This is a genomic window from Curtobacterium sp. VKM Ac-1395, from assembly GCF_015350975.1.
GTDB lineage: Bacteria > Actinomycetota > Actinomycetes > Actinomycetales > Microbacteriaceae > Curtobacterium.
This window is the reverse complement of sequence record NZ_JADKRX010000003.1, coordinates 421,873-434,784: the sequence shown is the minus strand read 5'-3', so window position 1 is coordinate 434,784 and position 12,912 is coordinate 421,873. Positions and strand designations below refer to the sequence as shown.

General features: G+C 71.1%; 10 protein-coding genes. 9 read left to right on the top strand and 1 reads right to left on the bottom strand.

From position 1 onward, the window contains the following. Positions 1-7: 7 nt before the first annotated feature. The 3 genes from ITJ68_RS10660 (at position 8) to mfd (ending at position 4,960) form a co-directional block, all read left to right on the top strand. Positions 8-640 carry a 50S ribosomal protein L25/general stress protein Ctc gene (locus ITJ68_RS10660; protein WP_194661223.1) on the top strand — a complete coding sequence of 211 codons (633 nt, stop codon included), beginning with the start codon at positions 8-10 and terminating at the stop codon, positions 638-640. 34 nt (positions 641-674) lie between these two features. Continuing rightward, the gene (gene pth / locus ITJ68_RS10655) at positions 675-1,259 is read left to right on the top strand and encodes an aminoacyl-tRNA hydrolase (protein ID WP_194661222.1); all 585 of its coding nucleotides are present in this window, start codon (positions 675-677) and stop codon (positions 1,257-1,259) included. A 101-nt stretch (positions 1,260-1,360) separates the two neighbouring features. Continuing rightward, positions 1,361-4,960 (top strand): transcription-repair coupling factor, encoded by a 3,600-nt coding sequence (gene mfd, locus ITJ68_RS10650; RefSeq protein ID WP_194661221.1) that lies wholly within the window; start codon positions 1,361-1,363, stop codon positions 4,958-4,960. A 106-nt stretch (positions 4,961-5,066) separates the two neighbouring features. Here mfd and nhaA read toward each other — a convergent pair whose 3' ends face one another. After that, complete coding sequence (gene nhaA / locus ITJ68_RS10645) at positions 5,067-6,245, bottom strand: Na+/H+ antiporter NhaA (protein ID WP_228505229.1); 1,179 nt, start codon at positions 6,243-6,245, stop codon at positions 5,067-5,069. A gap of 114 nt (positions 6,246-6,359) precedes the next feature. Here nhaA and ITJ68_RS10640 point away from each other — a divergent pair, with 114 nt between their 5' ends. The 6 genes from ITJ68_RS10640 to ITJ68_RS10615 all read left to right on the top strand — a co-directional run bounded on the left by ITJ68_RS10640 (position 6,360) and on the right by ITJ68_RS10615 (position 12,881). Further along, positions 6,360-7,088 (top strand): MazG family protein, encoded by a 729-nt coding sequence (locus ITJ68_RS10640; protein WP_194661219.1) that lies wholly within the window; start codon positions 6,360-6,362, stop codon positions 7,086-7,088. Positions 7,089-7,378: 290 nt separating this feature from the next. Then, a complete protein-coding gene (hisS, locus tag ITJ68_RS10635) occupies positions 7,379-8,632 on the top strand; it encodes a histidine--tRNA ligase (RefSeq protein ID WP_194661218.1) in 1,254 nt (417 codons plus the stop codon). Between the two features lie 98 nt (positions 8,633-8,730). Continuing rightward, positions 8,731-10,014, top strand: a complete 1,284-nt coding sequence (eno, locus tag ITJ68_RS10630) for a phosphopyruvate hydratase (protein ID WP_194661217.1) — start codon at positions 8,731-8,733, stop codon at positions 10,012-10,014. Between the two features lie 192 nt (positions 10,015-10,206). Beyond that, the gene (locus ITJ68_RS10625) at positions 10,207-10,752 is read left to right on the top strand and encodes an FtsB family cell division protein (RefSeq protein WP_194661216.1); all 546 of its coding nucleotides are present in this window, start codon (positions 10,207-10,209) and stop codon (positions 10,750-10,752) included. A gap of 53 nt (positions 10,753-10,805) precedes the next feature. Beyond that, positions 10,806-11,354: a DUF501 domain-containing protein gene (locus ITJ68_RS10620; protein WP_194661215.1), complete on the top strand. Its 549-nt coding sequence runs from the start codon at positions 10,806-10,808 to the stop codon at positions 11,352-11,354. 42 nt (positions 11,355-11,396) lie between these two features. Continuing rightward, entirely contained in the window at positions 11,397-12,881 is a 1,485-nt protein-coding gene (locus tag ITJ68_RS10615; protein ID WP_194661214.1) for an NAD(P)/FAD-dependent oxidoreductase, read from the top strand. The last annotated feature ends 31 nt before the right edge of the window (positions 12,882-12,912 follow it).

Genomic DNA, 12,912 nt, shown 5'->3' with positions numbered 1-12,912 from the left:
AGGCACCATGGCCGACTACACCAAGCTCGCAGCGGAAGTCCGCACCAAGTTCGGCAAGGGCGCTGCCCGCAAGCTCCGCGCTGCCGACAAGATCCCCGCGGTCATCTACGGTCACGGCACCGAGCCGCAGCACGTGAGCCTCCCCGGCCACGAGACCATGCTGCTCGTCCGTACCGCCAACGCAGTCGTGGACCTCGACATCGACGGCGCTGCGCAGCTCGCCCTCGTCAAGGACGTCCAGCGTGACCCGGTGCGTCAGATCATCGAGCACATCGACCTCGTCGTCCTCCGCCGTGGCGAGAAGGTCACCGTCGACGTCCCCGTCGTGATCGAGGGCGAGTCCTTCGCCGGCACGATCCACGTGCAGGACCTCAACACCGTCTCGCTGCTCGTCCTCGCGACGGACATCCCCGAGCACGTGTCGGTCGACGTCGAGGGCCTCGAGGACGGCACGCAGATCCACGCGTCCGAGCTCAAGCTCCCCGAGGGCGCCGAGCTCGAGACCGACCCCGAGGCGCTGGTCGTCGCGATCGTCACCCCGCGTGGCACCGCTGACGACGAGGCCGCCGACGAGGCCTCCGCTGAGGCGGGCGCCGAAGCCGGCGCCGAGGGCGGCTCCGCCCCGGTCGACTCCGAGTAGGCAGCACCGAAGTAGAGACATCTGGTCGACGCTGATGGCAGATCGTTCGTTCGTCGTGGTCGGGCTCGGGAACCCCGGGCCCGACTACGCGGGCAACCGCCACAACGTCGGCCAGATGGTCCTCGACGAACTCGCGGCCCGCATGGGTGTGACGTTCAAGAAGCACAAGACCCCGAACCAGGTCGCCGAGGGGCGGCTGGTGCCGGGTGGCCCCCGCCTCGTGCTCGCGAAGCCGGGGTCGTTCATGAACACGTCCGGCGGACCGGTCTCCGCGGTCCTCGGGTTCTACAGCGTGACGCCGGCCGACCTCATCGTCGTGCACGACGAGCTCGACCTGCCGTTCGACACCGTCCGCCTCAAGGGCTCCGGCGGTCACGGCGGGCACAACGGCCTGCGGGACATCATCAAGGCGACGAACACCAACGAGTTCGCCCGCGTGCGGGTCGGCATCGGCCGTCCCCCCGGGCGGCAGGACCCCGCCGACCACGTCCTGCGTGACTTCTCCCCGACCGAGAAGAAGACGCTGCCGAACCTGCTGGCCGACGCCGCCGACGCGGTCGAGGCCGTCGTTGACCTCGGGCTGGTCGCCGCGCAGCAGCGCGTCCACGCCCCGTCCTGACGAGCGGGGGCTCGGCCCGTCGACGCCCTGTCCTGACCCGCCGCGTTCGCTGGTCGCGCACGGCGCGGCCGCTGTCGGACCTGGCCGGTACCATGTCCTGAGTGACGATCTCGGGCATCATCCCAGCGCTCTCGCGCGCCTCCGCGTTCGATCGCGTCCTCCGCGCCGCTCCTCGTGACGCCGACTTCTCCGTGGTCGACGGCCTGCGAGTACCGCTGCTCGGCGCGCTCATGGCCGAGCGCAAGGGCCCCCAGTGCGTCCTCGTCATCACGGCCACGGGTCGTGAAGCCGAGGCGGTGCGTGGCTCGCTGTCGAGCTACCTCCCCGACGCCGAGGTCCTCGAGTTCCCCGCGTGGGAGACCCTGCCGCACGAGCGCCTCAGCCCGAGCGCGCAGACCGTCGGCACGCGCATCGCCACGCTCCGTGCCCTGCAGCGCTGGCAGCACGCCGCCGCGTCGGGTGCCGACCGGCCGACGACCGTCGTCGTGGCCAGCGTCCGCGCCGCCCTGCAGCCGATCGCGGACAACCTCACCGAACTCAGCCCCGTGGTGCTCCGGACCGCCTCGCGCGGCAACGACCTCGCCGCCATCGCCGGGCAGCTCGTCGACCTCGCCTACGCCCGCGTCGACCTCGTCACCCGCCGAGGCGAGTTCGCCGTGCGTGGCGGCATCCTCGACGTCTTCCCGCCGACCGCCGACCACCCCGTGCGCGTCGACTTCTTCGGCGACGAGATCGACGGCATCAAGGCCTTCTCCGTCGCCGACCAGCGCTCGACCGAGGACGACCTCGACGCCGTCGAGCTGACCGCCTCGCGCGAACTGCTGCTGAGCGACGACGTCCGGCAGCGGGCACGCGAGATGCTGCACGAGTTCCCGAGCCTGTCGCAGATGCTCGCCAAGGTCGCCGAGGGCATCCCGGTCGAGGGCATGGAGTCCCTGGCCCCGGCACTCGTCCGCGAGCTCGTCCCGATGACGACCTACCTGCCCGAGAGCGCGACCATCGCGGTGTTCTCCCCGGAGCGGGTCAGCGGTCGTGCCCACAGCCTCGCCGAGACCAACCAGGAGTTCCTGCAGGCGGCCTGGAGCGCAGCGGTCGCCGGTGCGCAGGCCCCGATCGACCTCGACGCCGGCAACTTCCTCACCGTCCCGCAGCTGAAGCGCACGCGTGGGCAGCGCACCTGGTGGACGATCTCCCCGTTCGACAGCGGGCAGGACGAACCGCTCTCCGACACGGACGCCGTGGCCGAGGCCGGCGAGTACGTCCGGGTCCGCGCCGACGCCGTCCCGAGCTTCGCCGGCAGCGCCGACGGTGCCGTCGCGCACGTCAAGGCCCTCACCGACGACGGCTGGGCGGTCGTGGTCACCGCGCAGGGGCAGGGCCTCGTCGAACGCGCCGTGCAGGTGCTCGCCGACGCCGGCGTCGCCGCACGGGTCGGGCTCGTCACCGGGCCGCCGGAGCCCGGCGTCGCGATCGTCACCACCGCCGTGGTCGAGCAGGGGTTCTCCGTCCCCGACCTCCGCGTCGCGGTGCTGTCCGAGGCCGAGTTCTACGGCCGCAGCGCCCAGCAGGGCGCCCGCACCGTCAAGAAGCTCGCGAGCCGCCGCAAGAACGTCGTCGATCCGCTGCAGCTCAAGCCGGGCGACGTCGTCGTGCACGCCACCCACGGCATCGGCAAGTTCGTCGAGCTCGTCTCCCGAGAAGTGTCGAGCGGCGGCCGCAACGCGGTGAAGACGCAGCGCGAGTACCTCGTGCTCGAGTACGCGCCGTCCAAGCGCGGGTACCCGGGCGACAAGCTCTTCGTCCCCACCGACCAGCTCGACCAGCTGTCCCGGTACGTCGGCGGCGAGTCGCCGACCCTGTCGAAGATGGGCGGCAGCGACTGGTCCGCCGCCAAGAGCAAGGCGCGCAAGGCCGTCCGCGACATCGCCGTCGACCTCGTCAAGCTGTACTCGGCGCGCATGGCGTCGAAGGGCCATGCGTTCGGCCCGGACACCCCCTGGCAGCGCGAGCTGGAAGAAGCCTTCCCCTTCGCCGAGACCGCCGACCAGCTCACCACCATCGACGAGATCAAGCGCGACATGGAGCGCCCGATCCCGATGGACCGCCTGCTCTCCGGGGACGTGGGCTACGGCAAGACCGAGGTCGCGATCCGTGCCGCGTTCAAGGCCGTGCAGGACGGCAAGCAGGTCGCGATGCTCGTCCCGACGACGCTGCTGGTCCGCCAGCACATGGAGACCTTCGCCGAGCGCTTCGCCGGGTTCCCCGTGCACCTCCGCGCGCTCAGCCGGTTCCAGACCGAGAAGGAGTCCAAGGAGACCCTCGCGGGCCTGGCCGACGGCACCGTCGACATCGTCATCGGCACGCACCGGATCCTGTCGCAGAGCGTGCAGTTCAAGGACGTCGGCCTGGTCATCATCGACGAGGAACAGCGTTTCGGCGTCGAGCACAAGGACCAGCTGAAGAAGTTCAAGACCAACGTGGACGTCCTGGCGATGTCCGCGACACCGATCCCGCGCTCGCTCGAGATGGCCGTGACGGGCATCCGCGAGATGTCGACCCTCGCCACCCCGCCCGAGGACCGCCACCCCATCCTGACCTTCGTCGGCCCGCAGTCCGACCTGCAGGTGGCCGCGGCGATCCGGCGCGAGATGCTCCGCGAGGGCCAGGTGTTCTACGTGCACAACCGCGTGAAGGACATCCAGTCGGTCGCCTCGCACCTCGCCGAGATCGTCCCCGACGCCCGCATCGCCGTCGCCCACGGGCAGATGTCCGAGCAGGCCCTCGAGCAGGTCATGGTGGACTTCTGGGAGCGCCGCTTCGACGTCCTGGTCTCCACCACGATCATCGAGACCGGTCTCGACATCGCGAACGCGAACACGCTGATCATCGACCGCGCCGACAAGTACGGCCTGTCGCAGCTCCACCAGCTCCGCGGCCGTGTCGGTCGTGGCCGCGAGCGGGGCTACGCCTACTTCCTCTACGACGCCGACAAGCCGCTCTCCGAGACCGCGCAGGACCGCCTCGAGACCATCGCGGCCAACAACGAGCTCGGCGCGGGCATGCAGGTCGCGATGAAGGACCTCGAGATCCGCGGCGCCGGCAACCTGCTCGGCGGCGAGCAGTCCGGTCACATCGCGGGCGTCGGCTTCGACCTGTACCTCCGCATGATCGGCGAGGCCGTCTCGCAGTTCCGCGGGGACGTCGCCGAGGGGCAGACCGAGCTCCGCCTCGAGATCCCCGTCGACGCCCACATCCCCGAGGACTACGTCGAGTCCGAGCGCCTGCGACTCGAGGCCTACCAGAAGCTCTCGGCCGCCTCGGCCCCGACTGCGCAGACGGACGCGATCGACATGGTGCTCGACGAGCTCACCGACCGCTACGGCACGCCCCCGCAGCCCGTCCAGACGCTGGTCGAGGTCTCCCGGCTGCGCCGCATGGCCCAGCAGGTCGGCCTGTCCGACGTCGTCGTCATGGGCTCCAACCTGCGGGTCGCGGGCAAGGAGCTCGCCGACTCGTCCCAGGTGCGGCTCAAGCGGATGTTCCCCGGCGCGAAGTGGTTCCCGCAGCAGAACGCGTCGAGCATCCCCGTGCCGCGCCCGCACGACCTGGCCCTGCCCGACGACGCCCTGATCCGGTGGGTGGAGAGCATCCTCACCGCCGTCTACGGCGCAGCCGCCCCCGCGGAGGCCCCGGCGGCGTAGCGGCCTGCGGTCCGGCACCGCTGTCGGACGCCAGGCCCGGTGCCGGCCAGCACCGAGCCTCCCGTCCGGCAAGCGGTCCGGTCTGCCGCGCCCGGACCCGCTGGCGCTACTCCGTCGCCTCGGCCTCGGAGAGCTCGCGGCGTGCGCGGTGGTGCCGCGCCTTGAGGCTGACGACCACGGCCGAGGCCACCATCGCGATCCCGGACCCGACCAGGACGGCGAGGACCCCTTCGTCGACGATCTCGTCGTTGCTCGCGAACGCCAGTTCGTTCATGAGCAGTGAGACCGTGAAGCCGATGCCGCCGAGCACGCTGACGGTGACGATCGACGAGAACGACAGCGACGGTCGACCCGGCCCACGGAACAGTCGCGTCGCGACGGCGCCGAACAGCGTGATGCCGATGACCTTGCCGACGGGCAGCGCGATCACGACGGCCCAGAACGTGGGGGAGAGCTCGCCGATGCCGACCGCGGGGATCATCACCGCGGCCGAGGCGAACGCGAACACCGGCAGGACGATCGCGTTCGACCACGGCTCCACCCGCTCGTGCAGGGTGTGCCCGGGGCGCCGCGGCAGCACGAGCCCGAGCGCGACCCCGGCGATCGTCGCGTGCACGCCCGAGTGGTACACGAGCCACCAGGTGAGCAGGCCGATGACGACCATGCCCGCGATGAGCCAGCCCTGGCCGGAGCGCCCCGGCCGCAGCATCCGTCCGAGCACCCAGAACAGCACGAGGAGGACGACCGCGCCGCCGAGCGCCAGGAAGTCCGTGTCGTGCGCGAACACCACCGCGATGATGACGATCGCGATGAGGTCGTCGAGCACCGCGAGTGCCAGCAGGAACACCCGGATCGTGGACGGCAGCCCGCGGCCGAACATCGCCAGCACCCCGAGCGCGAACGCGATGTCCGTCGCCGTCGGGATCGGCCACCCGTGCGTGTACTGGGTCCCCGCGGTGACCGCGAGGAAGACGCCGGCGGGCACCAGGACCCCGCCGATCGCGGCGATCGCGGGCACGATCGCGGTCTTGGGGTTCGACAGCTCCCCGGCGACGAGCTCGTGCTTCAGCTCGATCGCGACGAGCAGGAAGAACACGGCGAGCAGCCCGTCGCTGATCCAGTGCGACACGGAGAGGTCGAGGCCGACGGCACCCCATGGGGCGTGCACGTGGAGGACGTGGTCGAGGCCGGGGCCGACCGGGGTGTTCGCGAGCACGAGGCCGAGGACGGCAGCCGTGAGGAGCGCGACGGCACTGAAACGAGGGGAGCGGACGAGCGCGAGCAATGGGACTCCGGGAGGGTTCGGGAAACGGTCCGTCGACCAGACTTCCCGACACGCCACCGGCAGTCTACCGGAGACCCCTGACGGCGGCTCCGCAGGCCGTGCGAGCATGGCCGGATGACCGCCATGGAGGACCTCGTCGCCGTCGTCGACCGCCTGCTCGCCCCCGACGGCGGCTGCGTGTGGAACCGGGCGCAGACGCATGCCTCCCTCGCCCGGTACGCGGTCGAGGAGGCCTACGAGCTCGTCGACGCGATCGAGGACGGCGACCCGGACGACCTGCGCGAAGAACTCGGGGACGTGCTCTACCAGGTCGTGCTCCACGCCGGGCTCGCGGAGCACGAGGGACTGTTCGGCCTCGACGACGTCGCTGCGACCGCCCGCGACAAGATGACCCGACGGCACCCCCACGTGTTCGGCGACGAGCGCGCCGACACCGTCGAGGACGTCGTCCGCGTGTGGCGGGCGGCGAAGGCGGCCGAGAAGGCGGCGCGGACCAGCGCCTTCGACGGGGTGCCGCGGGCGATGCCCCCGTTGGAGCGCGCGGTGAAGCTGCTGGAACGCCTGGAGGACCGTGGGGACGCCGACACGGTCGTCGCCGCCGTCGCCGCCGTCGTGGGGTCGGCCGGAGCGGCCGGGGCTGACGGCGTCGCGGAGCGCGTCGAGCGTGTCGAGGGCGTGGGAGGCGCCGACGCGGGACGCGTCGGGAGTGCCGACGTGGCCTGGGGCGTGGGGATGCTCGCGTCGGTGGCCGAGGCCCGGTGCGCCGGGGTCGACCCGATCGCGAGCCTCCGTGCGGCAGCGGCGATGCTCGAGGCCGAGGGGCGCGTGGCGGACGGGGTGTGACGTCTCGGGCTCGGCGCATCGCGACGACTGCGACGAGGACAGCGGGAGCGAGAAGTGCGGGCGTCCGCCCAACCCGAAAAAGGAGGACGCCCGCGAGCGGGCGCTCGGCGTCGCCAGGGAGCGACGCCGGCAGGGATACCCGCCCGAACCGCGGGGCACATTGCAGCACAGTGCCCGCGCGACCGATCCGACGGGTGGATCAGGCACCCGTCGAACCGAGGTTCTGGATGTAGCATATGAGCAGTTCGGTGGCTCCGCAAGTCCGACGTCCGATCTGACAGGATTGAGCCATGGCGACGACCGTGACGGCACCCCGAGGCATGCGCGACTTCCTCCCCGCGGACAAGGCGCGGCGTGAGCACGTCCTCGGTGTGATCCGCGGCGTCTACGCGCGACACGGCTTCGACGAGATCGAGACCCCCGTGGTCGAGGACTCGGCCCGCCTGCACTCGGGTCTCGGTGGCGACAACGAGAAGCTCGCGTTCGGGGTCCTGCGCCGCGGGCTCACGACCGAGGACCTCCACGCTGCCCAGGCGCCGCTCGACCTGGTCGACCTGGGACTGCGCTTCGACCTGACGGTGCCGCTCGCGCGGTTCTACGCCTCGCACCGGGCCGAGCTGCCGACGGTGTTCCGCGCGGTGCAGATCGCGCCGGTCTGGCGTGCGGAGCGTCCGCAGAAGGGGCGCTACCGGCAGTTCGTGCAGTGCGACATCGACGTCCTCGGGGAGCCCGGCCAGCTCGCCGAGATCGAGCTGATCCGCGCGACGACGGCCGCCCTCGACGAGCTCGGCGTCACCGGGACCTCGATCCGCATCAACGACCGCCGGGTGCTCACCGCGATGCTCGCGTCCTGGGGCGTCACCGACCCCGGTGCCGCCGAGCGTGCCCTCATCACGATCGACAAGCTCGACAAGATCGGCGCGAACGGGGTGGCGGTCGAGCTGAGTGAGATGCTCGGGCAGGACCTGTTCGACACGGCCGAGCTCACGCTGACGATCGAGGAGCTCGCGCACGCCGACTGGGACACCGCCGCCGGCGCGGACTGGCTCGACGCCGAGGCCTTCGACGACCTGCTCCGCCTCCGCGCGGCGCTCCCGGGCGTCGACCTGCGCTTCGACCCGACGCTCGTGCGCGGCATGGGGTACTACACCGGCACGATCTTCGAGGTGGCGCACCCCGACTTCGGCTACAGCCTCGGTGGTGGCGGTCGGTACGACGGCATGATCGGGCGCTTCCTCGGTCAGGACGTCCCCGCGGTCGGGTTCTCGCTCGGGTTCGAACGCCTCGTCGACCTCGTCGACCTGCCCGAGTCCGCCACGAGCGACGCCGTCGTGCTGCTGTACGACAAGGACGCCGACCCCGTTCGCCTGGCCGCGCTCAAGGGCGAGGCGCTCGGTTCCCACCAGCGCGTCCGGCTCGAACGCCGCACCAAGAACACGAAGAACCAGCTCGCCGGGCTGGCAGCGCAGGGCTTCGGTGCCTTCGCCAGCGTGGGTGCCGACACCACCACGTTGCAGGGTGTGGAGTTCCGCCCGCTCGCCTGAGTTCTCCACAGTGGTCACCTGGAGCGGCGGAACCGTTCACCGGTCGTCGCTAGGATCGATCCGCAAGCACCACAACCGCAACGTGTAGGGAGTACCCCGTGGCCGTGATCGATGCCGTAGGAGCACGCGAAGTCCTCGATTCCCGAGGGAACCCGACGGTCGAGGTCGAGGTCCTCCTCGACGACGGCGTCGTGTCGCGCGCGCTCGTCCCGTCCGGTGCCTCCACCGGCGCCTTCGAAGCGTACGAACTGCGCGACGGCGACAAGTCCCGCTACGGCGGCAAGGGCGTCCTCAAGGCGGTGGAAGCCGTCCTCGACGAGATCGGCCCCGCGCTCGAGGGCTTCGACGCCACCGACCAGCGCCTCGTCGACGCCGCGCTCATCGAGCTCGACGGGACCGAGAACAAGTCGCGCATCGGTGCGAACGCGATCCTCGGCGCCTCGCTCGCCGTCGCCCGCGCAGCCGCCGACTCGGCAGACCTGCCGCTGTTCCGCTACCTCGGTGGCCCGAACGCGCACACGCTGCCCGTGCCGCTGATGAACGTCGTCAACGGTGGCGCGCACGCCGACACCAACGTCGACATCCAGGAGTTCTTCCTGGTGCCCTACGGCGCCGAGAGCTTCTCCGAGGCCCTCCGCTGGGGCGTCGAGACCTACCACGCCCTCAAGGGCGAGCTGAAGAAGCAGGGCCTCGCGACCGGCCTCGGCGACGAGGGCGGCTTCGCGCCGGAGCTCGCGTCGAACCGTGCCGCGCTGGACTTCCTGCTCGCCGCCATCGAGAAGGCCGGCTTCACGCCGGGCAAGGACATCGCACTCGGCCTCGACGTCGCGTCGACCGAGTTCTTCGCGGACGGCAAGTACGCGTTCGAGGGCAAGCAGCTCTCCAGCCAGGAGTTCACCCAGTACTTCGTCGACCTGGCCCGTGACTACCCGCTCGCCACGATCGAGGACCCCCTCGCCGAGGACGACTGGGAAGGCTGGACCCACCTGACGGCCGAGCTCGGCGACAAGCTGCAGATCGTCGGCGACGACCTCTACGTCACCAACCCGAAGCGTCTGCAGCGGGGCATCGACGAGAAGGCCGGCAACTCGATCCTGGTCAAGGTGAACCAGATCGGCACGCTGACCGAGACCCTCGACGCCGTCTCCCTCGCCCAGCGCCACGGCATGACCGCGATCCTGTCCCACCGCTCCGGTGAGACCGAGGACACCACCATCGCCGACATCGCGGTGGCAGTGGACGGCGGCCAGATCAAGACCGGCGCCCCGGCTCGTTCGGACCGTGTCGCGAAGTACAACCAGCTCCTCCGCATCGAGGAAGAGCTCGGCGACGCCGCGGTCTACGCCGGCCGCACCGCCTTCCCGCGGTCCGCGTCGCTCTGACCCGCGCAACCGCTGACGCGCTGACGCGCTGACGTCCCACCGAGACGCCGTCCTCCACCACGGAGGGCGGCGTCTCGTCGTGACGGCGGTGTCCCGCGCTGAGTCGAGCGCCGCACCCGCCGGACGCTGAGAGGCTGCGGGACACGCGCGCGCCGAGGTGACGAGCCTCGGCGCCCGGGTTATCGTCGGACCGTGTCCAGCCAGAAGCCCCGCGTCCGTCGCGTCCCCGTCGCGATGCCCGAGGGCTCCACGGCCGAGCAGCCCTGGTACCGCTCCATCCGGTTCTCCGGCTTCAGCCTGCTCATGCTCGCGATCATCGTGCTGTTCGTGGTCGTCCTCGCACCCTCACTCCGGACGCTCATCCAGCAGCAGGAGCAGATCGCGCAGCAGCAGCACGAGGTCGCCGCACAGAAGTCCGACGTCGCGCAGAAGAAGAAGGACGTCGCCCGCTGGGACGATCCCGCCTACATCGAGGCCCAGGCCCGCGACCGACTGCTCTACGTGTACCCGGGGGAGCAGAGCTTCCTCGTGATGGGGGAGGGTGCCGGCAAACGCCGCGACGACGCCCCCACGACGGACTCCGGCACGCCGGTGAGCTCGACGGTGCAGACGCCGAAGGTCGACTGGGTGCAGGCCATGCTGTCGTCCGTGCTCGAGTCCGGTCTGACGACGGACACGAAGCAGGACCTCGTCGCCCCGGACGTCTCCGGCACCGGCGACACCGCCACCGAGCGCTGACCGCCGTCACACCGGTGCGGAGCACCCCGGAACTCCGGTAGCCTCTTGTACCCGTGACGACCCCTCCGTTCGACCCGCCGACCGAGCACGACGTGCAGGTGGTCTCGGCCCAGCTCGGCCGCCCCGCGCGGGACGTCGTCGGCATCGCCGCTCGCTGCGTCTGCGGCAACCCCACGGTCGTCGCCACGAAGCCGCGGCTCGGGAACGGCACCCCGTTCCCGACGCTGTACTACCTGTGCCACCCGGCTGCCACCGCCGCCGTCAGCACGCTCGAGGCGACCGGCGTCATGCCCGAGCTCGCCTCGTTGCTCGACGACCCCGAGACGGCGGCACAGTACCGCGCCGCCCACGAGGCCTACCTCGCCGACCGCGAGTCCATCGAGCACGTCGACGAGATCGACGGCATCAGCGCGGGCGGCATGCCCGTCCGCGTGAAGTGCCTGCACGCCCTCGTCGGGCACACACTCGCAGCCGGACCCGGCGTGAACCCCATCGGTGACCTGGCGCTCGAGCGCGCCTCGTGGTCACCCGACCGGTGTACGTGCCGGGCGTATGATGAGGGTGCAGACGCCGGAGTCGGGGCGGGTGGCGGCGAAGTCTGACCAGACTCCCGGCCAACCCTCATCACTAGGAGAACATCCCCCGTGCCCAAGATCCTCGTCGTCGGCGGCGGTTACGCCGGTTTCTACACCGCCTGGAAGCTCGAGAAGCACCTTCGCCAGGGCGAAGCCGAAGTCGTCATGGTGGACCCGCTGCCGTACATGACGTACCAGCCGTTCCTGCCCGAGGTCGCCGCCGGTTCCATCGAGCCGCGCCACGCGATCGTCTCGCACCGTCGGCACCTCAAGAAGACCCGCGTCGTCACGGCGAAGGTCACGAAGGTCGACCACGCGACCCGCACCGCCACGATCACGCCGGAGCTCGGTGAGCCGTGGGACGAGACCTACGACCAGATCGTCATGACCGCCGGCGCCGTCTCGCGCACGTTCCCCATCGCGGGCGTCGCAGACGAGGCGATCGGCCTCAAGACCATCGAAGAGGCCGCCGCGATCCGCGACAAGGTCCTCACCAACTTCGCCAAGGCCGCGAACCTGCCGGCCGGCCCCGAGCGTGAGCGCCTGCTGACGGTCGTCGTCGTCGGTGGTGGCTTCGCGGGCATCGAGGTCTTCGCCGAGCTGCGTTCGTTCGTCACCGACCTGCTGAAGAGCTACCCGCAGATCGCCTTCGAGGACACCCACTTCCACCTGGTCGAGGCCATGGGGCGCATCATGCCCGAGGTCTCCCTCGAGACCTCGCACTGGGTCCTCGAGAACCTCGCCCAGCGCGGTGCGACCGTGCACCTCGAGACGCAGCTCGCGTCGGCCGTCGGCGGCGTCTGCCAGCTCAAGGCCAAGGACGAGTCGATCGAGACCATCCCGTCCGACCTGATCATCTGGACCGCCGGCGTGATGGCGAACCCGATGGTGAAGGGCACCGACTTCCCGCTCGAGCCCCGCGGCCGCATCACCGTGCAGCCCGACCTCCGCATCGTCGACGAGGGCACCGTCATCCCCGACGCGTGGGCCTGTGGCGACGTCGCAGCGGTCCCCGACCTCACGGGCGGTGGCGTCGGCGGCATGTGCGTCCCGAACGCCCAGCACGCGGTGCGTCAGGCCAAGCAGCTCGCCAAGAACCTCGTCGCGGTGCTCCGCAACGAGGCCACGGTCGAGTACAAGCACGAGAACCTCGGCGCGGTCGCCGGCCTCGGCGTCGGCATCGGCGTGTTCCAGTCCGGCAAGTTCGCGATGAAGGGCTTCCTCGCCTGGGGCGCGCACCGCGGCTACCACGGTCTGGCCATGCCGTCGTGGGAGCGCAAGATCCGCGTCGTGAGCGACTGGGTCGGCGGCTTCTTCCTCGGCCGCGACATCGCGTCGCTCGACGACCGTGAGACCCCGCGCGCCGCGTTCGAGGCCTGGGCGTCGCGCCCGAAGCCCGCGACGGCCGACGAGCCCAAGGCCGTCGACGCCGCAGCACCGGCCGAGGGCACCCCTGCCGGTGCCGCCGGCCCGGCGTACGCCACCCCGGCGGAGGACGTCTCCAAGGAGGCCGCCCCGGTCGACGGCGAGAAGGTCGCCGCCAAGAGCGAGTAGTCCACAACATCACCGCCGAGGGCGGCCACCC